Source organism: Kutzneria sp. CA-103260, assembly GCF_018263855.1.
Lineage (GTDB): Bacteria > Actinomycetota > Actinomycetes > Mycobacteriales > Pseudonocardiaceae > Kutzneria.
In genome coordinates, this window is sequence record NZ_CP073318.1 from 4,865,416 (window position 1) to 4,890,519 (window position 25,104).

Below are 25,104 nucleotides of genomic sequence, written 5' to 3' on the forward strand. Positions count from 1 at the left end.
CCATGCGCGTCGCGGTCATCGGGGCCGGCGTCGCCGGGCTGGCCACCGCCAAGGTGCTGACGCAGGCCGGGCACGAGGTCGTGGGCTACGACAAGACGCCGGACCTGGGTGGGGTGTGGAGCCGCAGCCGCCGCTACCCGGGCGTCACCACACAGAGCCCCAAGGCGCAGTACTCGCTGTCGGACTTCGCCATGCCGGCCGACTATCCGGAGTGGCCGGACGGCGAGCAGGTGCAGCGCTACTTCGCCGCCTACGCCGAGAACTTCGGGGTCGACCGGCTGTTCCGGCTGAACACCGAGGTGGTGGCCGCGGAGCCGGCGGCCGGCCGCTGGCTGGTCGACGGCGAGCTGTTCGACCGGGTCGTGGTGGCCAACGGCGTGTTCTGCGAGCCAGCCGTGCCGGACTATCCGGGGCTGGCCGAGTTCGCCGCGGCCGGCGGGCGGCTGTGCGCCGGCACCGAGTTCCACGACGCCGAGGACGCGCGGGGCAAGCACGTGCTGGTCGTCGGCTACGGCAAGTCGGCCTGCGACGTGACCGTGCCGGTGAGCAAGGTGGCCGCCAGCACCGACATCATCGCCCGGCAGATGCTGTGGAAGGTGCCACGGCGCATCGCCGGCAAGGTGAACTTCAAGATGCTGCTGCTGACCCGTATGGGCGAGGCGCTGTTCCGGTACCTGCGGCTGCGCGGCGTCGAGCGCTTCCTGCACGGCCCCGGCAACGGCCTGCGGCGGCGGATGCTCAACTCGGTCGGCACGGTGTCGGTGCGGCAGTTCGGGTTGAAGGCCCTGGGACTGGTGCCGCACGGGCAGATGGAGGACATCGTCAAGGGCGCCATCGGCCTGGCCACCGAGGGTTTCTTCGAGGGCGTGGCCGACGGCACGATCACCGTGCGACGGGACACCACCATCAGCCGGCTGCTCGGCGGCGACTCGCCGCGGGCCGAGCTGAGCGACGGCACGGTGCTGCCGGCCGATCTGGTGGTCTGCGCCACCGGTTTCCGCCAGGGCGTGCCGTTCCTGCCCGAGGACGTGCAGCGGGAGCTGCTGGACGAGCGCGGCAACTTCATGCTGTACCGGCAGATCCGGCCGGTTTCGGTGCCCGGCCTGTACTTCAACGGCTACAACTCCTCGTTCTTCAGCCCGCTCAACGCCGAGATGGCCGCCGTGTGGATCGCCGCCGACCTGGCCGGGGCGGTCGACCTGCCGCCGGCTTCCCAGATGCGGCAGGAGATCCGCGAACAGCTGGCGTTCATGGACGTCGCCACCGACACCCACCACTGCCGCGGCACGAAGATCATCCCGTTCTCCATGCACAACGTGGACGAGGTGCTCGCCGACCTGGACGCCAACATCTCGCCGCTGGTCCGAGCCGCCCACTGGCTCAACCCGGTCGATCCCGCCGCCTACGCCGGGGTGACGCCGAAGGTGCTGTCCCGGCTGCCCAAGGCGACGATCACCGACCGCACGCCGACACCAGCGACGCCGCCCGCACCGCGTCGGTATGACCGCTCAGCCGGGCGGTGACGTCCAGGCGCCGCAACGGAATCCCGGTCAGGTACAGGTCGCCGGCCAGGTCCAGCAGCTTGTGCCGGGCCGGCTCGTCGGGGAACCGGGGCTCGTTGTCGTAGCCGGTCGGGCCGAGGAGCACGACCGACTCCGCGGTGAGTCCCCGGCCCAGTCCCAACTCGTGCGCACGCGGCACCTCTTCGGCGAAGGCGATCGTGCGCGCGGGAGCCACTTCGGCGAAGTAGTCGTCGGGCAGCCGACACGTGAAAGTCTGTGTCACCGCACCCCGGACGAAGGTGTAGGACCACAAGCCGGAGCCGGGCCGCACCTCGGGAATCCCCGTGCCGGAACGTAATTCCGGCGTCGCCGGGGTGCACCACGACGGTCACCGGCCGGCCGGAGTGCAGGCCGAGTCCGGCGAACCGGGCCGGCCGGGCGACCGTGCGCCTCACAGACGCTCCTCCAGCGCCTGGATCCGCCGACGCAGCTCCGGCAGCGACGCCATCAGCGCGGCGGCGCGAAGCCCCTGTGCGGCCGGAATCGCCGGCTGTCCATAGTAGACACCGGCGTCGGGGATGTCTTTCATGGCCAGCGCTCGGACAGCCAGGGTCACGTCATCACCCAGCACCGCGTGATCGACGACGCCGGTGTTCCCGGCCATGGTGACATGCCGGCCCAGCACCGCGCCCGCGGACCGATGACAGCACCCCGCTCCACCACGGCATACGGGCCGATGGACGCCGAAACGTCGACCGAAGCCGAAGGATCGATCACGGCGGTGGCGTGCACGCCGGCGGCCAGTGGCAACGGACGCCGGTACAGCTCAAGGAAACGGGCGAACGCGAGACGCGGATCGGCGCACCGCAGATGCGGGCGATCGGCGTCCAATCCCGGCGGCAGGATCAGCGCACCGACACCGTGCGCCAACGCCTGCCGCAGGTACTTGGCGTTCGCGCAGAACGCCAATCCCGCCGGATCATCGGAATCGGCCGGAACCGGCCGCGTGACCACGAAGCCCGGCGACGACACGGCTTCGGCGCCGATGACGGAAGCCAGCTCCGCCAACGTCCATGGCATCAGGCTTCCCTCCGGACCTGGCGGAACGGGCTGATGCCGCGGCGGGACGGTCCGGCCAGGAACTCCACCAGCTGCGCGACGGGACCGTCGGTCCACGACTCCAGCTCGTGCCCGTCGCGTAATCGGTCGAACACCAGGCGCAGCTGGTTGTACTCGGCCGGCGGCATGCCGGATCGCCGCAGCCCCACCACGTTCAGCGCGCGGTGCGTGGCCGGAATGCCGTCCACGCCGCAGAACGGCAGCACGTCCCGCGTCACCTTGGACATCGCGCCGACCATGGCCTGCCGGCCGATGCGGACGTGCTGGTGCACCCCGCACATGCCGCCGACGACGGCGCGGTCGTCGATCACCACGTGCCCGCCGAGACTGGTCGCCTGCGAGACGATCACGCCGTCGCCGAGCTGGCAGTCGTGCGCCACGTGCACCTGCCCCATGATCAGGCAGCCGGCGCCGATCCTGGTCGGCACCGACGTGGTCGCCCGGTGCACGATGGCCGCCTCGCGGATCACCGTGTCCGGCCCGATCTCCACGCCGGTCGGGCCACCGGCGAAGGCCAGGTCCTGCGGATCCCCGCCCAGCACGGCATGCGCGTCCACCCGAACGCCGGCGGCCAGCCGCACACAGCCGTGCACCACCGCGTACGGACCGATGACGACGTCGTCGGCCAGCTCGGCCTCGGGTGCGACGACCGCCGACGGATGAACCTGAACCAAAACCCCACCCCCAACGGGGCCATCATCCCACGATCACTCGCGCAGCAGGCCCGCCATCACCATGCTGGCCAACGAGTCCGCGGTCGCGGTGCGTTCTCCCTCACTCACCGGCGGTTCACCGAACCGGCGGGCCAGTGGCCACTGGGTCAGGGTCGCGATGGGGCCGGTGACCAGTGCGTACAACTGGAACAGGGGCACCGGCCGGATCCGGCCGGCGACCACCAGCTGCTCGATCGACGGCTCGCACGCCAGTACTATCGGCGCGAGGAAGCGCCGGTGAAGATAGTCCAGTCGGGCGGACTCCCTTGTCCCTTCATACGCCATCAGCCACGACAGCTGCGGGCTGCGCACCGCGATCTGGTAGAAGCGCCGCACGATGCTGGCCAGCCGCTCGGCCGGGTCCTCGAAGTGCCGCGCCAGCACCGGATCCAGCTGCCGGCGGGCGTCGTCCAGCGCGAAGTCCACCACCGCGTGCCAGAACGCGCCCTTGGAGCCGTAGCGGTCGTTGACGAAGTTGTGGCTGACCCCGAGGCGATTGCCCAGCTCCCGCACGGAAGTCGCCTCGTAGCCCAGCTCGGCGAACGCGTCCAGGCCGCGGCGCAGTATCTCCGCCTCGGCCGGCAGGAGCACCGCACGCCGCTGCTGGATGGGCATCCCGCGATCCCTTTCCGTGGTGAGGGACAGATGCAACCACACGCGACACCCCAGCCGAGGGTCGAATACGTCGAAAGTGACCCCGGTGTACCGATTCACAGCGCATCCACAGGTACGGACAACGTTGTCCACTACGGACTCCCGGCCGTCGTGCCACCATGGTGACATGCGCCCCAGCCTGTACGAGTTCGCCGGCGGCGAGCCGGCCTTCCTGGCGCTGGCCGCCGCGCACCACCGCCGTTGCCTGGCCGATCCGGAACTCAACCACCCGTTCTCCCACCCGGACCAGCATCCGCAGCACGTGGCGCGGCTGGCCGCCTACTGGGCCGAGGTGCTGGGCGGGCCACCCGGGTACACGACGATCGCCGGCGGCCATTCGGCGGTGTTGTCGATGCACGCCCACAACGGCGACATGGACGACCTGGGCCGCCGGTTCGTGCGATGTTTCGTGGACGCCATGGACGACGCGGGCCTGCCGGTGGATCCGGAGTTCCGGGCGGCCATGCGGGCGTACATGGAATGGGCGGTGGCCGACGTGCTGGTGTACGCGCCCAAGGACAGCGTGGTGCCGACCGAAGCGGCCATGCCGCACTGGACGTGGGACGGCCTTTCGGCGGGTTGACGGCGGTCGCCGCCATCCGGTAATCGAGTTCGTCCGAATTACCCGACTTTCGGCTCTGCCCGCCGATACCCGAGGCATCCTACGTTGGGCGCACCATCCGCTTGTGGCGCACGGGAACCCCTGACAGCCCGCCCGGCGCCACCGGTCCCTGGAGGCGTGCCCCTTGAAGATCAGCAGGCTCTCTGCCGTCGCCGCCATGGCGCTCGCGCTGCTCGGCTTCGCGACCGTGCCGGCCGAAGCCGCCAGCACGCCGAACATCGTCGGCGGCTCCACCGTCACCACCGCCCCGTCCTGGGCCGCCGCCGTCGGCGACAGCTCCGGCATGTGGTGTAGTGGCGAACTCGTGGCCAGCCAGTGGGTCCTGACCGCGGGCCACTGCGAGGGCGCCACCCAGATCCGCGTCGGCTCGAAGAGCCTGAACAGCGGCGGCACCCTGGCCAAGGTCTCGAAGTGGGTCAAGAACCCCAAGTACAACGGCGGCGGCTACGACTTCTCGCTGTACAAGCTGACCGCGCCGGTCAGCCAGACGCCGATCCAGATCGCCACCACCTCGCCGGCCACCGGCACCAAGGTCACGCTGTACGGCTTCGGCCAGACCTGCGGGACCCGCGGCTGCGGCGACATGAGCTCGACCCTGCGGCAGCTGTCCACCACCGTGTCCGCCGACAGCAACTGCGGCGGCATCGTCGGCAGCGTCGAGCTGTGCTTCAACACCACCGTGTCCGGCAGTGACTGCTACGGCGACTCCGGTGGCCCGGCCGTGGTCAACGGCATGCTGGTCGGCACCGACAGCCGCGGCGCGGACGGCCCCGGCGCCGACACCTGCGGCAAGACCAAGTCCATCTACGGCGACGCCAGCTCGTCGTCCATCTCCTCCTGGGTCAAGTCGACGGTCGCCGCCGGCTAGCTCCCCGTTCTGTCATGAAGGGCCCCTTCCTCGCGTTCAACGCGAGGAAGGGGCCCTTCATGACGTTCAGGCCCGGTCCGCAACCGCTTCCAACCGGGCCACGTGCGCCCGCCACCCGGTCTCGTCCCGCGGCGGCAGGAAGTCGTTGCCCCGGCTGTGGCCGGCGGCCCCGTCGATCAGCTCCCGCACGATGTCGGCGTGCCCGAGGTGCCGCTGCGTCTCGGCGACCACGTGGGCCAGCACCCGGTGCAGGGTCACCTTCGGCTCCGGCCACCACACCGCCGTGCCCGGGGCGTCCAGGTCCAGCGCCTCGATGGTGGCGTCGGCGTGCCGAATGGCGGCCCGATACGCCCCCACGATGTAGTCGCGGGACTCGTCGTCCGCCGCCCACATGTCGATGTTCGGCTCCAGGCCCTGCCGCAGCCACGGCACCGGGTTCTCCGGGTGCCGGTCGAACACGATCCCGAAGTACAGCAGCTCCACCGTGGTGAGGTGCTTGACAAGCCCGAGCAGGTTCGTCCCGGTCGGCGTCAGCGGCCGCCGGATGTCACGTTCGCCCAGGTCATCGAGCTTCCACAGGATCGCCTCCCGGGCGTCCCGGAGGTAGCGGCGCAGGTCTTCCTTCATGTCCAAATCCCCTCGCGGTTGCGCGTACAGAGGTGAGACCGGCCGCCTCCGGCAGAATCATCGGCTGTGAGCGAGATTTCTTCATCCGAGTTCGACCTGGCGGCAGCCCGGGCGGGGGATGACGCCGCGTTCACCCGACTCGTCAAGCCGCTGCACGGCGAGTTGCACGCCCACTGCTACCGCATGCTCGGCTCCGCCCACGACGCCGACGACGCCTTGCAGGACGCACTGCTGCGCGCCTGGCGGGGGCTGAGCGGCTTCGAGGGCCGCAGCTCGCTGCGCTCGTGGCTGTACACGGTCGCCACGCGCACGTGCCTCGACCTCGCCGAAGGCCGGGCCCGGCGGGCGCTGCCGATGGACTACGGCGAGGACACCGCCTGGCTGGGGCCGTATCCGGACGCCCGGTACGAGCAGCGGGAGGCCGTGGAACTGGCGTTCGTCGCCGCGTTGCAGCACCTGCCCGGCAACCAGCGGGCCGCGCTGCTGCTGTTCGACGTGCTCGGCTTCTCGGCGGCGGAGATCGCCGAGGTGATGGCCACCTCGACCGCGTCGGTGAACAGCGCGCTGCAACGGGCTCGGGCGATCGTGTCCGACCGAATACCGGAGATCGACCAGCAGCAGACCCTGCGCAAGATCGGCGACGCCCGCGTGCGGGAGATCGTCGCCGCCTACGCCGGGGCGCTGGAACGCGGCGACGCCGACGCGTTGCTGGCGCTGGTGACCGAGGACGTCACGTGGTCGATGCCGCCGATGACCGAGTGGTACGCGGGCGTGGGGCCGGTGCTGGACTTCGCCGCGCGGGTGCCGCTCAGCTCGTGCGGCAGCTGGCGGCACGTGCCGGTGACCGCCAACGGCCAGCCCGCGGTGGCGTTCTACCTGCGCCGCGACGACGACGGCCCGCACCGGGCCTGGTCGATCACAGTGTTGACGCTGCGGGACGACCGGATCGCGGCACTGACCTCCTTCCTGGGCGGCGAGCACTTCGCGCGGTTCGATCTCCCCGCCACCGCCTGACGTGGTCCTTACCGCCAACTGATAGACATGACGCTCCGATGGCTGATGGGCCGATCACAAGGGGGAACGACAGCGTGAACGAGGAAGCCACGCATCCCGACATCAACTGGCGGCGCGTGCGCCGGTTCGGGTACGTGGTGGCGGCCGTGGTCGTCGGGCTGCCGCTGATCGCGTTCGGCATTACCTACGCGATGGTCACCACGCCCGACCCGAAGGCGGTCACCGACCAGCAGCAGACCGTCACGCTGTACTACGCCGACGGCTCGGTGATGACCACCATCGGCCCGGCCAGCGGCGGCTACCGCACCGTGGTCAGGATCGACCAGATCCCCCAGGTCGTGCAGCACGCCGTCGAGGCGGCCGAGGACGAGAGCTTCGAGACCAACATCGGCCTGGGCGGCATCACCACCCAGTTCGTGCGGCTGGCCACCGGCGTCGACGCCCAGTCGCTGCCCGACCAGTGGCTGCGGCTGGTGCGGGCGGTCAAGCTCGGCCACCAGCAGCCCAAGGACGACATCCTGGCCGGCTACCTCAACCTGGTCTACCTGGGCCGCGGCGCGTACGGCATCCAGGCCGGGGCGCAGGCCTACTTCGGCAAGAACGTCGCCGACCTCAACGCCTCCGAGGCCGCGTTCCTGGCCGGCTGCATCGACCAGCCGGCCAAGAACGAGGACGACACCTGGACCAAGCAGCAGTGGTCACACGTGCTGAACCGGATGGTCGCCAACAACTGGCTCACGCAGAGCGACCGCGACCGCTACCCCGCGCCGCCCAAGACGATCGCCCCGGTCACCGGCTCGCTGCCGCCGGCGCGGTCGTTCATCGCGAAGCAGGTGCTGGCCGAGGCCGGGCTGTTCGGGCTGAGCCAGGACGCGCTGCGGCACGCCGGCGCCCAGATCCACACCACCATCGACGCCAAGGCCCAGGGCATGGCCGAGGCCGCCGCCCAATCGCTCAAGTCGGCCGACCCGGACGTCGGCGACGCGCTCGTGTCGATCGACCCGACCACCGGGGCCATCCTGTCCTGGTTCGGCGGCGGCGACGCCGCCCAGCCCATCGACACCGCCGACAACGCCGCCCAGCCCGGTCCGGTCTTCCAGCCGCTGGTGCTGCTGGGCGCCGTGCGGGCCAATCCGCAGATCACGCTGGCCTCGCAGTACAACGGCACCAGCCCGCAGACCATCGGCGGCACGCAGGTGAAGAACTTCAGCGGCGCCGACTGCGGCCCCCAGTGCACCGTCGGCGACGCCATGAAGAACAACACCAACACCGTCTTCTACAAGATGACCGACGACATCGGGCCCATGAACGTGGCCAAGGCGGCCTTCGAGGCCGGCGTGTCCCAGACCCAGGTCATCGGCGGCAAGGCCGGGCCGTCGCTGCGGTCCAGCGACAACCAGACCACCGACAGCATCGCCATGGGGTCCTACCCGGTGCGCCCCAGGGACATGGCGCAGGCGTACGCCACCCTCGCGGCCAACGGCAAGTACAAGCCCGCGCACTTCATCACCGGCATCGCGTCCGCCACCGGCAACCCGATGTACGACGCGGACGCCAACCCGAAGCTGATACCCAACCAGGTGTTCGACCCGGCCCAGGCCCAGCTGGTCACCCAGTCCATGCTCACCGGCCCCGGGCTGGACGGCGGCCGCCCGGTCGCGGCCAAGGCCGGCGCCACCGAGTTCCTCGACACCCCGAACAACTCCGACGCCTGGACCGTGGGCTACACGCCCCAGGTCGTCACCGCGGTCTGGGTCGGCCACCGCAAGGACCTCGCCCCCATGCAGGAGGGCGTGGACGTGCCGACCGGGATCTGGCAGCGGTACATGAACGCCTACCTCCAGGGCAAGCCGGCCAGCCAGTTCTAGCTACCGCCACCAGGGGCGGTGTCGCTGCGCCGCCACCGCCCCGGCCGGCTCCACCAGCTCGGTCAGCCGCGGCGTCACGTGCCTGAGGTGCTCGCTCACCCACAGCGCCGTCGGCAGGTCCGGCACCGCCGTCCCGTTCGGCAGGACCGGGTCCCGCAACTGCGGCGGGGCCAGCATCGGCACGTCGCCGTGGTCGGTGCGGTCCAGGCGGGACGCCAGGTGGTCGAACCAGGCCGCGACCTGGCCGGCGTGCTCGCCCAGCAGCAGCCGCAGCGGATCGGGCTCGCCCGGGGCGGCCGGCAGCCCGGCCAGGGAGTGCGCCGTGAGCCGGGCCCGCAGCGCCCCGGCCACCAGCCGCCACAGGTACTCCTTCGGCACCCGCTTGGTGCCCTGCTCGGCCAGGAAGCCGCGCAGCGCCTCGTCCAGCCGGATGCCGGCGGCGATGGCCGAGGACGCGACCGGGGCGTCGGGCCGCAGGCCGAGCGCCCAGTGCGCGGAGTCGGACAGGTAGCGGCCGCCGGTACGGAAGGCGTCGGCGAGGTCGTCGGCGACCAGCGAGCCGGCGCCACGCGGCCAGAACAGCACCCCGACCAGGAAGCTCACCGCACAGCCGATCGCCACGTCCTCGATCCGCACCACGCCGATCTGCCAGCCCGCCGGCACCAGCAGGTTGAACAGCACCGACACGACCACCGTGAACGCGGCCTGCCCGGCCTCGAACGGCAGCACCCCCGGCGCGTACGCGGCGACCAGCACCGCCAGCGGCAGCGCCGTCCACAGCGCGGCGGTGCTGGAGCCGATCGCCAGCAACAGCGCCGCGCCGATGACAAAGCCGACCACCGTGCCGACCAACGCGCGGAGGGCTGTCGAACCGGTCGACGCGGCGTTGGTACGCAAGACCGACAGCGTGCCGAGCACGACCCAGAAGCCGTGCTCCACGCCGGTCAGATCCGCCACCGCCACCGCGACCGCCAGGGCGATGGCACCCCGTGCGCTGTTGAGGAACCACACCGACCGCAGGCTGGCGTGTCGTGACACCGCGTTGGCGACGGTGGTCAGGCCGGCCAGGCGGCTCTCGCTCTGCGTGGGATCTGTGCCGTACCAACGCCTTCGGCCGTTGGACACGATCGCCGGGTCCGCCATGTGCGAGGCGATGAGGGCGTCCGCGAGGGCCGTGTGCGCGGCGACGGCCGCCGTGCGCGCGTGGAACGACAGGTGCACCGCCGCGCCGAAGTCCGCGCTGTCGCTACGCAACTGCCGCAGATGCTCCACGCTGTCGGCGAGGCTGCGCTCCAGGCAGTCCAGCTCCGGCTTGGTCGGCTCGCCCTCCAGCACCGCCGCGACGTCCCGTAGCACCGTCGCCGTGTCGGTCAGCAGACGGCGCTCCACCTCGTCGATGCGCGTGAGGTCGTCGTACTCGTGCAGGCTGTCGCAGATCACCGACGTGCACCACTCCAGCAGACCCACGAGGCTGTCCAGCGCCTGGTCGGCCGCCGCGAGCCCGGTCGGCCGGTACGGCGTCGCCGTGAACGTGGTCAGCAGGTTGTGCTTGCAGTCCAGGGCGTGCTGGCGGTACTTCGGGTCGCGGTCGCCCTGCAACGCCGCCGCCAGCAGATCCGCCAGCGCGCGGGCGTTCTTCGCCACCGCCCGGCGCAGCTCCGTGCCCGGCGGCTTCGGCGACAGCAGCAGGACCGCGATCGTCCCCACCACCGACGCCAGCCACCAGCCTGCAAGCCGGTCCGGCACCATGTCCATGGTTCCCGGCGACGCCGCCGGCAGCACGTAGGCCAGCAGCGCCGCGGTCGTTCCCGACGCCGCGTTCGGCCCGCCCACGCCCGCGAACAGCACGACGAACACCACCGGCAGCGTCACCAGCGTCGCCAGCACCACCGACGTGTTCACCGCCGTGCCGATCACCAGCAGCACGCTGCCGGCCACCGCCAGGCCCAGGTGGGCCACCGCCTTGTCCCGCGCCCGGCCGCCGAACGACGCCAGCACCAGCGTCGCGAACCCGCCGAACGCCGCGAACGTCGCCACCTGGAGGTTGCCGAGCACGGTGTAGCTGAACGCGAACAGGCCCGGCACCACCAGGGTCGCCCGCACCGCTCGCAGGGCGGCCGGGGTCGACCACAGCCGCTGCACGCTGGTCATCGGCCGAGCATATTTGCGGTCCCGGGCGGAGGGAACGGTCAGTCCATGCCGAACGGCCCGCCGGCCGACAGGCCGTCCGGATCGTCACCCACCAGCGGTGGCAGCGGCCCGGTCGGCTCGCTGCGCAGCAGGTCGGCCAGCAGCGCCAGGTAGCGCCGCCAGCCGCCGCTCTCGTCGTACTGGATGGTGCCGACGACCATGGACAGCAGCTTCGGCAGGTCGGCGGCGGTCAGATCCTGGCGTACCGCTCCTTGCTCCTGTCCACGGGCCAGCAGTGGGGCCAAGCGGTGGAAAAACCCCCGGGCCAGGCCGTCGGTCGCGGCCGGGAGGCGGCGGGTGGTGGCGACGACCCGGATGTGCTGGGCCCGGATCTCCAGGGCCGCCTCCAGGGCCCGGAGCAGGCCGCGCAGCGCGTCCGGATCGGCGTCCGCCTCGTCCAGGACGGGGAGCACGTGCTCGGTGTACCGCTCGCGGACCACCGCCGCGACCAGGTCGTCCTTGCTCGGGTAGTGCCGGTACAGGGTGGCCGGGCCGACGCCCGCGCGGCGGGCGATCTCCTCCAGCGACACGTCGTGCCGGCCGGCCGCGAACAGGTCTTCGGCCACCGCCAGGATGCGCTGGGCGTTGCGCCGGGCATCGGTGCGGGGAGCCCGCTGACCTGCGGATTCGCGTGACGACGGCACGCCCGATATTAGCACTGATAGTTCGCTCTCACTTTTGCTAGGCTTATCCGAGAGTCCACTACCAGTTGTTAGGGGGCGCCCATGACCACTCCCCTGGAGATGACCCGCGACCGCTTCGACCCCTCCCCCGAGTTACGCGCGCTGGCCGCCCAGCCCGGGCTGCCGCGCATCACCTCCCTGTTCGGTCCGGCCCGGATCGCCGTGCGGCACGAGGACGTGCGGGCCGTGTACGGCAACTCCGTCGAGTTCAGCAACGGCGCCCAGTCCCGTCTGGAGGGCACCGAGAACGTCGGCTTCCTGCTCGGCTACGACCCGCCCGCGCACACCCGGCTGCGGCGGATGCTCACCCCCGAGTTCACCCTGCGCCGCATGCGGGCCATGCGCCCCCGCATCGAGGAGATCGTCGACGCCGCCCTGAATGCCATGGCCGAGGCCGGTCCCGGCGTCGACCTCGTCGCCGGGTTCGCGCTTCCCGTGCCCTCACTGGTGATCTGCGAGCTGCTGGGCGTGCCGTACGAGGACCGGGCCACGTTCCAGAGCCTCACCCACCGCCAACTCGACTTCGCCGTGCCCCTGGAGGAGCGGACCCGCGCCGGCGAGGAGATGGGCCAGTACCTGGCCGGCCTCGTCCAACGGCACCTCCGCGCCCCCGGCGAGGACCTCATCGGCACCCTCATCACCCTGCACGGCAACGATCTCTCGTTCGAGGAGCTCCTCGGCCTGGCCAGCATGCTGCTCATCGCCGGGCACGAGACCACGTCCAACATGCTCGGCCTCGGTTCCCTGCTGCTGCTGGAAAATCCCGCCCAGCTGGCCCTTCTGCGCGACGACCCCACCCTCGTCGACGACGCCGTCGAGGAGCTGCTGCGCTATCTCTCCGTCGTCCACTTCGGACTCCCCCGCGAGGTCGTCACCCGCGTCACCGTCGCCGGCGACCGTCTCGATGTCGGCGAACTGGTCCTGTGCCTCATCATGCTCGCCAACCGCGACCCCGCCCTGCTCCCCGACGCCGACCGCCTCGACATCACCCGCAAGCCGTCGCCCCACGTCGCCTTCGGCCACGGCATCCACCACTGCGTCGGCGCACCGCTCGCCCGCCTGGAGATGACCATCGCCTTCCCGGCTCTGCTGCGCCGCTTCCCCACCCTGCGCCCCGCCGTATACCCCGCCGACATCCAGTTCCGCACCACCACCCCCGTCTACGGCGTGCAGACCCTCCCCGTCGCCTGGTGACGGGTGGCGCGGGCGCACCGCCGACGAGCGGTGCGCCCGCCGAAGGGTTAGACGGCGGCTATCTCGGCATGCAAGGCGGACTTGCGTGCGGGCGGGAGGAAAGAGGCCTCCACGGCGTTGGCGGCGATGTGACGCAGGTCCTCGGCGCCCAGGGTGAACGTCTCGGCGACGGCCAGGTACTCGCCCTCCAGGCTGGCGTTGAACATGGGCGGGTCGTCGGTGTTGAGGGTGACGATGACCCCGGCGTCGAGCAGGCGGCGGACGGGATGTGCGGCCATCGTCGGGACCTGCTGGGTGCGGAGGTTGGAGGTGGGACAGACCTCCAGCGGGATGCGGTGTTCGGCGAGATGGGCCAGGAGCAGGGGATCGGCGGCGCTGCTGGTGCCGTGGCCGATACGTTCGGCGGCGAGGTCACGGACCGCGGACCAGACGGTCTCAGGCCCGGAGGTCTCGCCGGCGTGGGGAACGCTGTGCAGCCCAGCTTCCCGTGCCGCGGCGAAAAACGGCGCGAACTGGGCTCTGGGCACGCCGAGTTCGGGGCCGCCGAGACCGAAGCTGACGAGGCCGTCGGGACGGGCCAGAGCGAAAGCGAGGGTTTCCTGGGCGGCGACGAGGCCCTTCTCGCCGGGGATGTCGAAGCACCAGGCCAGGTCGACGCCCCGGCGGGCGGCCTCGGCCCGGCCGGTGGCGAGGCCGGCGAACAGTTCGTCGGCGGGCAGGCCGTCCACGACGTGGTTGTGCGGGGTGACGGTGACCTCGGCGTAGCGGGCGTTCTGCCGGGCCAGTTCATCGGCCAGGCCGACCACCAGGGTCTCGATGTCGTGCCGGTCGGTCAGCAGGGACTGAACGGCCCAGTACACCTTGAGGAAGTGCGGGAAGTCGCGGAACGTGAAGAAGTCTCGAAGCTCCGCGCGGTCGGTCGGCACGCCGGCCTGCGGATGCCGACGGGCCAGGGCGAGCACGGTGTCGACGCCGGCGGAGCCGACGAGGTGGACGTGCAGCTCGACCTTGGGCAGGGCATGGATGAACGAACGCAGGCTGTCGCCGGGCATAGTTGTGGGCTCCCTGAGGGAAAAACGGATGTGCGGACGGAGAGAACGGGGCGACTCAGGGAGCGAGGTCGCCGCGTTCCGTGTCAGCGCCGTAGAGCGGCAGCTTGAAGTCCGTCACGCCACCGACCGTAGCGGACGGCGGCGGACTGCGTCAGGGGATTCCGCTGATCGGACCGGCGCGGCCGATGTGGCGGAAGTCGACATTCGGTTGCTGGAGAGCGGGACTCGCGAGGTCAGGCGGGCTTGAGTTCGGCCATCTCGGACCAGCCGTCCTGGGGGATGGTGACGTTGATGATCTGCGGCGTGGTGGCGATGGCCTTGGGGAACGCCGCCATGGCCTGCTTGAAGTGGTCGGAGGTGACGTGGGCCTCGGCGGCGTCGTCCTGGAAGCCCTCGGTGAGCACGAAGACGTTGGGGTCGTCGACGCTGCGGGCCCAGTCGAAGAAGACGTTGCCGGGCTCGGCCCGCGTCGCTGCGGTGAAGTCGGCGGTGAGGTCGAGCCAGCTGTCGGCGACCTCGGGGCGGACGGTGAACTTGACCACGATGAAGATCAAGGCGAGCCTCCTGTCGAGTGGGCCAGGCCCACGATACCGATGATCATTGCGGTCGCGCCGATCGTGAGCAGGACCGAGGTGTGGGCGCTGAACCAGGTGACCCGGGCCCGGACGCACTCGGGCACGGAGTGCAGCTCGGCGAACCGGAAGGCCAGCAGGGCCAACGTGAGCGTGCCGCCGAAGACGATCAACTCGATCATGCGCCCAGCACCTCCGCGACGATCAGGTATCCATTGAGCACGGTGATCAGCGCCGCGCAGCCGGCGGCGGCGATGGTGGTGACGCGGCGGTTGACGAAGGAGCCCATCACGTCGCGCCGCCGGGTCAGCAGCACCAGCGGGATCAGCGCGAACGGAATGCCGAACGACAGGGCCACCTGGGAGATCACCAGGCTGTCGGTGGTCGGCAGCCCCAGGGCGAGCACGGTCAGCCCGGGCAGCATGGTGATGGACCGCCGCACGTAGAGCGGAATGCCGCGACGGATGAAGCCCCGCATCACCACCTGCCCGGCGTAGGTGCCGACGCTCGACGACGACACCCCGGACGCCAGCAGCGCCACCGCGAACGCCAGCGCCGCGCCGCCCCCGACCAAGCGCCCCAACGAGTCGTGCGCGGAGAGGATCGGGTCGCCGGTGATCGGCAGCGAGGCGGCCAGCACCAGCATCGCCATGTTGATCAGGCCGGCAGTGCCGAGCGCCAGCAGCACGTCCACGGCCTGTGAGCGGAGTAGCGTGTGCCGGGACAGGTCGCTGCGGTGGTGCGCTCGCTTCTTGGTCAGGGCCGAGTGCAGGTAGATCACGTGCGGCATCACGGTTGCGCCGATGATGCTCACCGCCAGCAGCACGCTGGACGAGCCGGCGAATCCCGGCACGAGCCCGGCCGCCACCTCGGGGCCATGCGCCCCGACGGTCGCGAGGTCGTAGGCGAAGCCCAGGAACACCACCCCGAACATCGCCGCGATGGCCAGCTCGAACGGCCGACGGCCACGCTGCTCCAGGGCCAGCACGCCGAACGCCACCAGCGCCGTCAGCACCCCGGCGATCGGCAGCGGCACCCCGAACAGCAGGTTCAGGCCCACCGCCGCGCCCACCAGCTCGGCCAGGTCGGTGGCCATCGCCACCAGCTCGGCCTGCACCCACAGGCCCCGCGACACCGGCCTCGGGAAGTGCTGCCGGCACAGCTCCGGCAGATCACGGCCGGTCGCGATGCCCAGCTTGGCCGACAGGTACTGGACCAGCATCGCCATCACGTTGGCGACCACGATCACCCACAGCAGCCGGTACCCGAACAGCCCGCCGGCGGTGATGTTGGTGGCGAAGTTGCCGGGATCGATGTACGCCACCGCGGCGACGAAGGCCGGGCCCACCAGCTTCGCCGAGATGGCGGGCCGCAGCGTGGTCACGGTCGCGGGATCGCGCTCTAGCACCGCCACCTCCTCCACGTCAAGGATTGAATGTTTGGAAAGGACCATTCCTCACGTTGGATGTCAGGAATGGTCCTTTCACAACGGTGAGCAGGGATGTGGTCAGGCGACGGAGGGGCCCATGCCGAGGGACTGGGGGGTGCTGGAGTCGGGTGAGGGCTGGTGCAGCCCCTCGTCCAGCGGCCCGAACTCGGTCATCAGGGCTGGGCTGCCGCCCCACGGGGTCTGCTCTTCGGCGATCAAGGAGTTGGTGGTCAGCAGGAGACCGGCGACGGAGGCGCCGTTCTGCAGTGCCGACCGGCAGACCCGCAGGGGATCCACGATGCCCATCTCGACCATGTTGCCGTAGCGCTCGTGCAGGGCGTCGAAGCCCTCGTCGTCGGCGAGTTCCCGGGAACGCTGGAGGATCTGCGCGGCCGGGAGGCCGGCGTTGGCGGCGATCAGGAACGCGGGTTCGGACAGGGCCCGCCGCACGATGTTGGCGCCGGTGGCATAGTCGCCGGTGAGGTCGAGATCGTCGAGAACCTTCTCGGCGTGCAGCAGAGCCGCGCCGCCGCCGGGGACGATGCCCTCGGCCATCGCCGCCCGGGTGGCGGACAGGGCGTCCTCGACCCGGTGCTGCAACTCCTTGAGCTCGGCCGGAGTCGCCGCGCCGACCCGGATCAGGGCGACTTTGCCGGTCAGGGCGCCGATCCGCTCGGTGAGCACGTCCTCGTCGGTGCCGTTCTGAGCACGTTCCAGCTCGGATCGCAGCTGCGTCACCCGGAACTCGATGTCGGCCTCGCTACCGGCACCGTCCACAATGGTCGTTGAGTTCTCGGTGACGCGCACCTGCCGGGCCCGCCCGAGATGGGCCAGAGTCATGGTCTCCAGCGAGAAACCGGACTGCCGCGACAGCACGGCCCCACCGACCACGGCGGCGAGGTCCTCCAGCTTGTGCAGGCGACGGTCGCCGAAGCCGGGGGCCCGCACGGCACAGGCCCGGAACACCCCGTTGACGTGGTTGTGCACCAACATGCTCAGCGCGGTGCCCTCGACGTTCTCGGCGATCAGCACCAGCGGCCGGGGATCCCGCATCACCTTGTCCAGGATCGGCATCAGCTCCTGGACCTTGGTGATCTTCTCGCTGCACATCAGGATGTACGGGTCGTCGAGCACGGCCTCCAGCCGGCCGGGATCGGTGACCAGGTACGGCGACAGATAGCCGTTGTCGAACTCGAAGCCCTCGACGAAGTCCACCCGCATGCCGATCCGCGGCGACTCCTCGATGCTGACCACGCCGCCCTCGCCGACGGTGTGCAACGCGTCGGCGATCACCGCGCCGACGTGGTCGTCGTCGTTGGCGGAAATGGCGGCCACCCGGGCGAAGTCCTGCCGCGAGCTGACCGGGTGGGCGACCTTCTCCAGGTGCTCCACCAACAGTCCGACGGCGTGGTCGATGCCGCGCTTGATCAGCACCGGGTTGCCGCCGGTGGCGATCACCCGCATGCCCTCGCGGATGATGGCCTGGGCCAACACGGTCGCGGTGGTGGTGCCGTCGCCGACCACGTCGTTGGTCTTGATGGCCGCTTCCTTGACCAGTTGCGCGCCCATGTTCTCGAACTGGTCCTTGAGGTGGATCTCCCGGGCGATAGTGACACCGTCGTTGGTGACCACCGGCGAGCCGGTGATCTTCTCGATGATCACGTTGCGGCCCTTGGGCCCCAGCGTCGACTTGACCGCCTCGGCCAGCTTGTCCACGCCCGCGAGCAGCAGGTCCCGGGCTTGCGCGCCGAAGCGCAGTTCCTTGGCCATGGTTGGCTGCCTCTCTACGGGGTGAGCACGGCCCGGCCGCGCACCCGGCCGGCGTCGAGGTCCGCCAGCGCGTCCAGGGCGGCGTCCAGCGGGTACTTCCTGGTGTGCAGCGTCACCTTCCCCTTCTGCGCCAACACCATCAGCTCGACCAGGTCGTTGTAGGTGCCGACCAGGTTGCCGATCACGTTGCGCTCGGTGGAGATGATGTCGATGGTCGGGATGTCGATGTTGCTGCCGTAGCCGATGACGAAGTGCGAGCCGGCCCGCCGGGTCATCGCGAACGCGTCCTGCTGGGCGCCCTGCTCGGCGACGAAGTCCAGCACCACCTCGGCCCCGTGCCCGCCGGTGAGGTCCAGCACCGCCTCCACGTGCTTGCCGTCGGCCAGCACGGTGTGGTCGGCGCCGAGTTTCGCCGCCAGGTCAAGGGCTTCCGCGTTGCGGTCGACCACCACGATGGTCGTGGCGGTCAGCGCGGCCAGCGACTGGATGCCGATGTGCCCCAGGCCGCCGGCCCCGTTGACCACGCACACCGTGCCCGGATACAGCAGCGGCACGGCCTTGCGCACGGCGTGATAAGCCGTGATGCCGGCGTCGGCCAGGGCGGCCACATCGGACGGTTGCGTGGCCGGATCCAGCTTGATGCAGGCCCGCGCCGACGTCAGCAGGTAGTCGGCCATGCCGCCGTCGGTGTTGATGCCGGGGAAAGTGCTGTTGAGACAGTGCATGTCGTCGCCGGCCCGGCAGGCGTGGCACAGCCCGCAGGTCGGCGTCGGGTGCAGGATCACCGTGTCCCCGACGGCCACATTGGACACCCCGGAGCCGATTTCCTCGACCCAGCCGGCGTTCTCATGCCCGATGGTGTACGGCAGCGTGACGCCGGACTTGTCGCGCCACTGCTCCTCGATGATGTGCAGGTCGGTGCGGCAGACACCGGCCCCGCCGATGCGCACGACCACGTCGAACGGATCGCGGGCGCGGGGCTGCGGCACCTCCTCGACGACGGGCTGCTGGTGGTAGGAGTGCAGCCGGACGGCTCTCATCGCTCCTCCTTCAATCCGTAACGGCCGAGCAGCATTCCGCGGCACACCCCGGAGTTCGCCTCCTGGCTGACCCGGGTCAGTCGGGCCAGGCCGAGGTGTGTCCTGATGTCGGTGACCGCCTCGCCCGTCGCCGGATCCAGCACCAGCGGCGACGAGTCGCCGTCGGGCAGGCCGAGTTCCCTTCTGCGGGAACGCAACCGCTCTCGGTCGGCGCCCTCCGGTGCGTCGCCGAGAGTCAGCTCGGTCAGGCCGAAGCGGTCGACGCCGGCGGCGATCATGGCCCGGCAGACCCGGTCGGTGCCGGCGAGCACGGCCCGGCGCAGGAAGTCCGCGCGCAGGTCGTCCAACTCGTTCACGGCCTCGCCGGGAAAGGAGTCCATGAAGCCGGACCGGCGGGCCACCCCGTCGTTGATCGCCTCGGCGGCGAAGTGGTCCTCCAGCTTCACGGACACCGAGGTCACGCCGGGCACGGCGCGAACGGCGTCATAGGAGTCCGCCACCATCAGATAGGCGAAGTTCGGCGCGCAGAAATACGTCGGCAGCCGCAGCCGCACGCGAACCTCCCCCTCCTCGGTGACCAGGCAGTGGGAGACGAAACCCAGCTGGGTCAACGGCTCGTCCAGCTCGGGGTCGAGCACGCCGCCCAGGGCCGACCAGACCGCCGCGAGGACCGCGGCGGCCTGGTCGGGGGTGCGAGTCACGGAGGTCATGACGCCGGCACACCGACCGGCTGGACCTCGGGCGCGTCGACCTCGCACTCCGGCGGCACCTTCAGGTCGTACAACCTGGCCGCGTTCAGACCCAGGATCTTCTTCTTCGTGGCGGTGGAGAGCTTGGCGTAGTCGGAGAACTCCTCGCCGTCGGGCATCTGCCAGTCGACGAAGCCCTCGACCTGCCACTTGGGCTCCCAGATGGCGTAGTCCGCGCCGAACAGCAGCTTGTCCTCGCCCAGCCAGAACAGCAGCTCGCCCATGACCTTGGCGAAGAACCGCGGCCGGGCGTGCATCAGGCCGCCGACCACGACGGACAGTCCCGCGTAGACGTTGGGCTCCTGCGTGGCCATGAAGCAGAAGTCCTCGATCCGCGGCAGGCCCACGTGCTCGACGATGAAGTTGAGCTCGGGGAAGTTGGTCGCCGCGAAGTCCACATCGGACACGTCGAACGCGTCCTTGTCCAGCGGCCAGATGGTCGGCCCCTTGTGGATGTGGATGTTCCTGATGCCCAGTTCCTGGCACTTCTCCAGGTACCGCGCGGCTTCGGGGCTCTTCAGGCTCCAGCCCCGGGAGTCGCCCTTCCACTCCGCGGTGTACAGCTTCGCCCCGACACAACCCCAGCGCTTGGCTCGCTCCTCGAGCGCCTTCAGGCCGTCCTCGCCGTCGCGGGGATCCCAGTTGGTGTTCACCACGAACTTGCCGGGGTGGCGTTCGGCGAGCTCCCCGTTGGTCTCCGTGGTGTTGAACCCCGTCGTGTACCACTGACGGAGATTGGTCGGCTGGAAGATCGCGACGTCCACGTGGCCCTCGTCGAACAGATCGGTCATCATCTGCTCTTCGGAGTACTTCTGGAACTTCTCGATCGGCCAGTGCGTCTCGGCCGGGCCGAGACTCTGGTACGCGTGGAAGCACTCGATCCAGCCCTTGGCGTACTCCTCCTGGCCGGGCACCCAGTTGTCGGGGCTGGCGTCCCAGAAGTGGGTGTGGCCGTCGACCACGAAGTACTTCACACCGTCCTTGACGTACACGCTTCCTCCTACCGGCGGTTCAGGAGCGGGCCACGAGATCGAAGTCGAGGTACTCGGCGGCGTCCTCGGGATTGGCGAACATGATCGTGCGGTCGTCCTCGTGGATCATGCGCCCGTAGTGGGTGGACATGCTCTCCTCGAACTCGGCCGCGTTGAACCAGCCCTCCTCCTCGCCGGCGGCCTCGTCGATCTCGCTGTAGACCACGTCCACCCGGCCGACCGCGTCGACCCGGATCATCGAGGGCAGCGGCAGCACGGTGACGTTGTCCTTGGTCGCCATCACCTCGGCGATGATCGCGCCGACCTGGTTGTTCATCAGGGTGAAGCCGCACATGTTGGACGCGGTGTTGTTCTGCTTGAACGGACTCTCGGCCGTCTTGAACGTGGTCACTGGCCCAGCTCCTTCGGCGGTGTCAGTTCCAGGTCGGACAGGATCGCGCTGAACCGGCTCTTGGCCCGGTCCAGGCCGTCCTCGAAGCGCGGCGGCTTGGCGTCCGGCTGCGACCACAGCGGCTGCAGCGTGCGGGCGGCGCGGATGCAGCGCGGCACCCAGGTCTCCAGCCACTGCTGCATCAGCTTCTTGTTCTCCGCGCCGAACTGCTTGTCGGTGACCAGCAGGTGGAACAACGGCTTGGTGTAGCGGAGATCCCGCTCGGCGAAGTCGTACTCCTCCGCGCCGATCAGCGTCGGCGTGATGAAGTCCCCATTGGACGGTGCGGCCTGCTGAACCAGGTTGCTGCGGAACAGTTCCCCGACCAGCGGCTCGAAAACGATGTTGGCCGCGAAGACCGCCTCGCACCAGTCCCACACGCCGGTCAGCTGCTCGGCGGTCTCGCGCACGCCCTGCCACGACGGGTCGGAGTTCCAGGTCGCCAGGTGCGCGCTGCCGTCGAAGCCCTCGATCTCCTCGCTCAGCGTCAGGTTGTACAGGGCCAGGTCCTGCGCGGCCCGGATCCGGTGCATGCTGTTCACGGAGATCGCGTTGTTGTGCATGTTCGTGGGCGCCCGGCGGTTGGCGTTGGCGAACAGGTAGAGCCCGAGGCCGTGGTCCACGTGCATCCACGAGCCCACGTGCTGGGCCACGAACTGCACCCAGTTGCGGTTCCACTGGTCGAACGCCTTGGCCTGGCGGGCCGCCTCGATGTTCTGGTTGAGCTGGCGGACCACGTTGGAGTTGTAGCGGTAGAGCGTGAGCTCCCACTCCTCGTTGGGGTCCCGGAACTCGTGCCAGCCGTGGGCCGGCCACTCGTAGCCCTGGCCGCCGGAGCCGGCGTAGCGCTCCGGCACCGGCCGGTCGCTGCCCCAGGCCCGCAAAGCGGTCCACTCCAAGGGATAGCCGCCCTTGCCGTCGGCGAAGCCGTACAGCCAGCCCTGGGCCAGGTAGTGCCGGGGATCGGGCTGCACCTCGACGGTGACGTCCTCGTAGTGGCTCTGCTTGCGCTTGGCCGGGTTGAAGTAGTTGAAGCGGCGCGCGTCGGAGTCGGGGAACACCTTGGCGCCCGCCTCGGCGTCGGTGAACACCGGCTTGGGCACGCTGCGTTCGGTCGTGCTGGGGTCTGCGGTCGTTGTCATCGGCTAAACTCCTTCAGCCGCCGGTCGTGGTGAACTTGTCGTAGAAGACCCGTTTGTCGGCAACACCCAGTGCGGGCAACAGCTCGATCGCCGCCTCCACCATCGGCGGCGGGCCGCACACGTAGGCGTCGGCCCCGGTCAGGTCGGACTCCCGGCGCCGGACCACATCCGTGATCAGGCCGACCTCGCCGTCCCACGGCTCACCGTCCGGTTCGGACAGTGCCGGCACGAACTCGAAGCCGGGCAGCCGGGTCGCCAGCTCCGCAATCTCCTTCTCGAAACAGAGATCGCGCCGCCGGCGGGCGCCGTAGTAGAACACCGCCTTGCGCTCGATGCCGCGCTCAGCCATCGATCGCAGCAGCGCCAGGATCGGCGCGATGCCGGCCCCGCCGCCCAGGAACACCAGCGGGGCGGTGGAATCCCGCAACGTGAACACCCCGAACGGCCCGGTCACCCTCATCCGGTCGCCGACCGCGACTTCGCCGTCCAGATAGCCGGAGAACAGGCCGTCGGGGTAGATCCTGATGACGAACTCCAGCAGCCCGCCCGCGGCCGAGGTGGTGGCCATCGAGAACGAGCGGGTGGCGTCCGCGCCCGGCACCTCGAAGTCCAGGTACTGGCCGGGAAAGAACTTCAGGTCGGCCGGCTCGACCAGCCGCACCACCAGCTGCACCATGTCGTGCGTGACGTGCTCCTTGGACACCACCTCGACGACCGCCTGCTGGATGGGCAGCCCGGAGCGGATCATGTCCTCGTCGTAGTTGATCAGCTCGATGGTCAGGTCCTCGTAGGCGTGCGCCCGGCAGAGCAGGGTGTAGCCCTCCTCCTTCTCGTAGTCGGGCAGCGCGAACGTGGAGTAGCGGTCGTGCTCGACGTCGTCACCGTCCAGAATGAACGACTTGCACGAGCCGCACTGGCCCTCCTTGCAGCCGTGCATGAGCATCACGCCCTGCTCGGCGGCGGCACGCAGGATGTTCTGGTCCTCGTCGGCCTCGATCTCGATGCCGACCGGCTCGAATCGCACGCGGTGCTTGTCACCCATGGCTGCTCGCCTCTCAATGGAGCACTGTCGCTGGGGTGAGGGAGGCGGCCGGAGGTCGCCTCCCTCCGACCGCGTGTCAGGCCGTGGCGGGAGCCGGCCTGCCGGCGGGGCCCTGCCGGTTGTAGTCGGCCTTGAACGCGGCCCGCTCGGCGTCGGTCATCTGATTGAGCAGCACGTTCGGGCTCTGCACCGCGGGCATCCGGCGAAGGTGGTCCAGCGTCCACATCTTCTTCGGGTTCAGGTCCAGGTGCGGCTGGGCGACCATGGTCTTGCCGTCGTCGCGCACGAAACCCATGTCCTTCACCACGTCGGCCCAGTTCCAGCCGTGGTACAGGGTCTCCCACTCGCGGGCGCCGATCAGCTGGCCCATGTTGGGCGTGTTGCGGCCCTGGTAGGTCGGCCGGAACGCCTCGGCGTCGGTCCAGCGGCAGGCCTCGTGGCAGTAGGTCCGCCACTGCCCGTCGACCTTGTCCATCACCATGTCCTCGCGGACCAGGCACGGCACCATGCAGGTCCAGCACCGGTGCGGGTACACGTAGTCGACGTTCTCGGCGACGATCGGGTGGTGGCCGTTGGGCGTGGCCAGCCGGTTGTAGTTCTCCCACCACTTGCCGTACTTGTCGTACCAGCCCGGGTACTTGTACTCGAACCACTCGAAGTCGGCGTCGGTCATCGCGTCGATACGCCAGTAGTTGGCCAGCCAGCCGGTGGCGAAGAACTGCGCGACCTCGTGCACGTAGCCCTTGTTCCAGATCTGGTTCCAGGACTCCTCGATGAGGTCGTGCGGAATGGTCAGGCCGTACTTCTCCAGCGGCACCAGATACGACCGGTAGTAGTCGTCGTAGATCCAGCGCCGCCACATCTCCGCGTAGCTCTCGCGGTCCTTGCGGCGGTCCTTGGTGCCGTACTCGATGAAGGTGCCGATCGCGGCGTCCACCACGCGGTGGTTGTTCCACCACGCGTAGCGCAGATCGCGTTCGAGCAACTGGTGGTTGGACTCGTCGGACAGCGCCATCAGCAGGGTGGCGTAGCCGTTGCTGATGTGCCGGGACTCGTCGGACTGCACCGAGTGGAACACGGTCGGCAGCAGGTAGTCGCCGTTGGCCGCGGCCTCGGCCGGCATGGCCACGAACAGCGTGTTGGTGAACGCCGTCTCGGCCACGATGGTCAGGTAGATGCTGGCCGCGGTGATGGCGTCGCCGGTGATGAAGCCCTCGGCGAACTGCCGGCCGATGGTGCCGCAGTAGTCGTTCTGGAAGTTGCGCAGGCTGGAGTTGAAGCCGGCCGGGTCGATGTAGTTGTTCATGTACAGGCGCTTGAGGTTCTGCTGGATCGTCGAGTGCCGGACCTCGTCGATCATCTGGATCGCCTGGCCGTTGTGCAGCTCCGGGTTGGGCACGGTGCGGAACAGCAGCGGCATCGCCCGGGCCGCGGAGATCTCCGGCAGCGGGATGATGGACAGGAACAGCTTCTGCCACTCCAGCCAACGCTCCTGGACCTGGCGGAACATGTTGCCGCGGATCGCGCCGTCCTCGGCGCCGTACACGCGGTGGTCCTTCTCCTCCTGCATGGGGAAGTAGGACCGCAGCACCTGCTTGAGCGGGTCCTTCTTCTTGGCCTTGCGGAAGGTGTAGTCGGTGCCGTAGTGGGAGACCGGCTCGTGGTACACCGGGTCCCAGCTGAGCTCCTGGATCTTCTGGTGTGCTTTCGCCACGCTCTGGCGGCTCATGGTCACTCCTAACCCGCCGTCGCCGGCGGTGAGCGCGTCGTCGTTGCGCCTTAGCTGCGAGAGGAATTACATCCCGTGATCGGCGTCACTCCCGGTCTCAAAA

26 protein-coding genes are annotated in these 25,104 nt (G+C 69.8%); 6 read left to right on the forward strand and 20 right to left on the reverse strand.

Annotation, left to right across the window (positions count from 1 at the left end; genetic code table 11):
- The first annotated feature begins 2 nt into the window (after positions 1–2).
- Complete coding sequence (locus JJ691_RS20975) at positions 3–1,523, forward strand: flavin-containing monooxygenase (RefSeq protein ID WP_211770419.1); 1,521 nt, start codon at positions 3–5, stop codon at positions 1,521–1,523.
- Here the strand turns inward: JJ691_RS20975 and JJ691_RS20980 are convergent.
- The 5 genes from JJ691_RS20980 to JJ691_RS21005 form a co-directional block, all read right to left on the reverse strand.
- On the reverse strand, positions 1,453–1,785 hold the full coding sequence (locus JJ691_RS20980) for a UDP-3-O-acyl-N-acetylglucosamine deacetylase (protein ID WP_211770420.1): 333 nt from the start codon (positions 1,783–1,785) through the stop codon (positions 1,453–1,455). The two genes, JJ691_RS20975 and JJ691_RS20980, sit on opposite strands and share 71 nt — an antisense overlap.
- 168 nt (positions 1,786–1,953) lie before the next feature.
- Positions 1,954–2,118: a hypothetical protein gene (locus JJ691_RS20990; protein ID WP_211770421.1), complete on the reverse strand. Its 165-nt coding sequence runs from the start codon at positions 2,116–2,118 to the stop codon at positions 1,954–1,956.
- Positions 2,115–2,582, reverse strand: coding sequence for an LpxD N-terminal domain-containing protein (locus JJ691_RS20995; protein ID WP_211770422.1), 468 nt, complete (start codon positions 2,580–2,582; stop codon positions 2,115–2,117). Before JJ691_RS20995 ends, JJ691_RS20990 begins: the two co-directional genes overlap by 4 nt.
- A complete protein-coding gene (lpxA, locus tag JJ691_RS21000) occupies positions 2,582–3,295 on the reverse strand; it encodes an acyl-ACP--UDP-N-acetylglucosamine O-acyltransferase (RefSeq protein ID WP_211770423.1) in 714 nt (237 codons plus the stop codon). The genes JJ691_RS20995 and lpxA overlap by 1 nt, the downstream gene beginning before the upstream one ends.
- A gap of 33 nt (positions 3,296–3,328) precedes the next feature.
- Positions 3,329–3,949, reverse strand: coding sequence for a TetR/AcrR family transcriptional regulator (locus JJ691_RS21005; protein ID WP_211770424.1), 621 nt, complete (start codon positions 3,947–3,949; stop codon positions 3,329–3,331).
- Between the two features lie 166 nt (positions 3,950–4,115).
- Between JJ691_RS21005 and JJ691_RS21010 the strand changes: the two genes are divergently transcribed.
- Both JJ691_RS21010 and JJ691_RS21015 read left to right on the forward strand, forming a co-directional pair.
- Complete coding sequence (locus tag JJ691_RS21010; protein ID WP_211770425.1) at positions 4,116–4,571, forward strand: group II truncated hemoglobin; 456 nt, start codon at positions 4,116–4,118, stop codon at positions 4,569–4,571.
- Between the two features lie 163 nt (positions 4,572–4,734).
- Positions 4,735–5,478 carry a S1 family peptidase gene (locus JJ691_RS21015; protein WP_211770426.1) on the forward strand — a complete coding sequence of 248 codons (744 nt, stop codon included), beginning with the start codon at positions 4,735–4,737 and terminating at the stop codon, positions 5,476–5,478.
- A gap of 66 nt (positions 5,479–5,544) precedes the next feature.
- On the opposite strand, the gene JJ691_RS21020 is transcribed toward JJ691_RS21015, so the two are convergent.
- Positions 5,545–6,105: a DinB family protein gene (locus tag JJ691_RS21020; RefSeq protein WP_211770427.1), complete on the reverse strand. Its 561-nt coding sequence runs from the start codon at positions 6,103–6,105 to the stop codon at positions 5,545–5,547.
- 66 nt (positions 6,106–6,171) lie between these two features.
- Here JJ691_RS21020 and JJ691_RS21025 point away from each other — a divergent pair, with 66 nt between their 5' ends.
- Both JJ691_RS21025 and JJ691_RS21030 read left to right on the forward strand, forming a co-directional pair.
- On the forward strand, positions 6,172–7,119 hold the full coding sequence (locus JJ691_RS21025) for a sigma-70 family RNA polymerase sigma factor (protein ID WP_211770428.1): 948 nt from the start codon (positions 6,172–6,174) through the stop codon (positions 7,117–7,119).
- Positions 7,120–7,193: 74 nt separating this feature from the next.
- On the forward strand, positions 7,194–8,987 hold the full coding sequence (locus tag JJ691_RS21030) for a transglycosylase domain-containing protein (protein WP_211770429.1): 1,794 nt from the start codon (positions 7,194–7,196) through the stop codon (positions 8,985–8,987).
- Here the strand turns inward: JJ691_RS21030 and JJ691_RS21035 are convergent, their stop codons facing one another.
- Complete coding sequence (locus tag JJ691_RS21035) at positions 8,988–11,138, reverse strand: FUSC family protein (RefSeq protein ID WP_211770430.1); 2,151 nt, start codon at positions 11,136–11,138, stop codon at positions 8,988–8,990.
- A gap of 38 nt (positions 11,139–11,176) precedes the next feature.
- Complete coding sequence (locus JJ691_RS21040) at positions 11,177–11,821, reverse strand: TetR/AcrR family transcriptional regulator (protein ID WP_211770431.1); 645 nt, start codon at positions 11,819–11,821, stop codon at positions 11,177–11,179.
- An 81-nt stretch (positions 11,822–11,902) separates the two neighbouring features.
- On the opposite strand from JJ691_RS21040, the gene JJ691_RS21045 reads away from it, so the two are divergent.
- Positions 11,903–13,054, forward strand: coding sequence for a cytochrome P450 (locus tag JJ691_RS21045; RefSeq protein WP_211770432.1), 1,152 nt, complete (start codon positions 11,903–11,905; stop codon positions 13,052–13,054).
- Positions 13,055–13,101: 47 nt separating this feature from the next.
- On the opposite strand, the gene add is transcribed toward JJ691_RS21045, so the two are convergent.
- The 12 genes from add to JJ691_RS21105 form a co-directional block, all read right to left on the reverse strand.
- Positions 13,102–14,106: an adenosine deaminase gene (add, locus tag JJ691_RS21050; protein WP_211770433.1), complete on the reverse strand. Its 1,005-nt coding sequence runs from the start codon at positions 14,104–14,106 to the stop codon at positions 13,102–13,104.
- Between the two features lie 233 nt (positions 14,107–14,339).
- A complete protein-coding gene (locus JJ691_RS21055) occupies positions 14,340–14,660 on the reverse strand; it encodes a putative quinol monooxygenase (RefSeq protein WP_211770434.1) in 321 nt (106 codons plus the stop codon).
- A complete protein-coding gene (locus tag JJ691_RS21060) occupies positions 14,657–14,860 on the reverse strand; it encodes a hypothetical protein (protein WP_211770435.1) in 204 nt (67 codons plus the stop codon). Before JJ691_RS21060 ends, JJ691_RS21055 begins: the two co-directional genes overlap by 4 nt.
- Positions 14,857–16,086 carry an Nramp family divalent metal transporter gene (locus tag JJ691_RS21065; RefSeq protein ID WP_249228084.1) on the reverse strand — a complete coding sequence of 410 codons (1,230 nt, stop codon included), beginning with the start codon at positions 16,084–16,086 and terminating at the stop codon, positions 14,857–14,859. Before JJ691_RS21065 ends, JJ691_RS21060 begins: the two co-directional genes overlap by 4 nt.
- Positions 16,087–16,185: 99 nt before the next feature.
- Positions 16,186–17,877 (reverse strand): chaperonin GroEL, encoded by a 1,692-nt coding sequence (gene groL, locus JJ691_RS21070; RefSeq protein WP_211770437.1) that lies wholly within the window; start codon positions 17,875–17,877, stop codon positions 16,186–16,188.
- 14 nt (positions 17,878–17,891) lie between these two features.
- Positions 17,892–18,917 (reverse strand): NAD(P)-dependent alcohol dehydrogenase, encoded by a 1,026-nt coding sequence (locus JJ691_RS21075; RefSeq protein WP_211770438.1) that lies wholly within the window; start codon positions 18,915–18,917, stop codon positions 17,892–17,894.
- Positions 18,914–19,627: an iron-sulfur cluster assembly protein gene (locus JJ691_RS21080; protein ID WP_211770439.1), complete on the reverse strand. Its 714-nt coding sequence runs from the start codon at positions 19,625–19,627 to the stop codon at positions 18,914–18,916. The genes JJ691_RS21075 and JJ691_RS21080 overlap by 4 nt, the downstream gene beginning before the upstream one ends.
- Positions 19,624–20,658 carry an amidohydrolase family protein gene (locus JJ691_RS21085; protein WP_211770440.1) on the reverse strand — a complete coding sequence of 345 codons (1,035 nt, stop codon included), beginning with the start codon at positions 20,656–20,658 and terminating at the stop codon, positions 19,624–19,626. Before JJ691_RS21085 ends, JJ691_RS21080 begins: the two co-directional genes overlap by 4 nt.
- A gap of 19 nt (positions 20,659–20,677) precedes the next feature.
- The gene (gene mimD / locus JJ691_RS21090; RefSeq protein ID WP_211770441.1) at positions 20,678–21,049 is read right to left on the reverse strand and encodes a propane 2-monooxygenase effector subunit MimD; all 372 of its coding nucleotides are present in this window, start codon (positions 21,047–21,049) and stop codon (positions 20,678–20,680) included.
- Positions 21,046–22,230, reverse strand: a complete 1,185-nt coding sequence (locus JJ691_RS21095) for a toluene hydroxylase (RefSeq protein WP_211770442.1) — start codon at positions 22,228–22,230, stop codon at positions 21,046–21,048. The genes mimD and JJ691_RS21095 overlap by 4 nt, the downstream gene beginning before the upstream one ends.
- A 13-nt stretch (positions 22,231–22,243) precedes the next feature.
- The gene (locus tag JJ691_RS21100; RefSeq protein WP_211770443.1) at positions 22,244–23,272 is read right to left on the reverse strand and encodes an NADH:ubiquinone reductase (Na(+)-transporting) subunit F; all 1,029 of its coding nucleotides are present in this window, start codon (positions 23,270–23,272) and stop codon (positions 22,244–22,246) included.
- Positions 23,273–23,348: 76 nt separating this feature from the next.
- Complete coding sequence (locus JJ691_RS21105; RefSeq protein ID WP_211770444.1) at positions 23,349–25,001, reverse strand: methane monooxygenase; 1,653 nt, start codon at positions 24,999–25,001, stop codon at positions 23,349–23,351.
- Between the last annotated feature and the right edge of the window lie 103 nt (positions 25,002–25,104).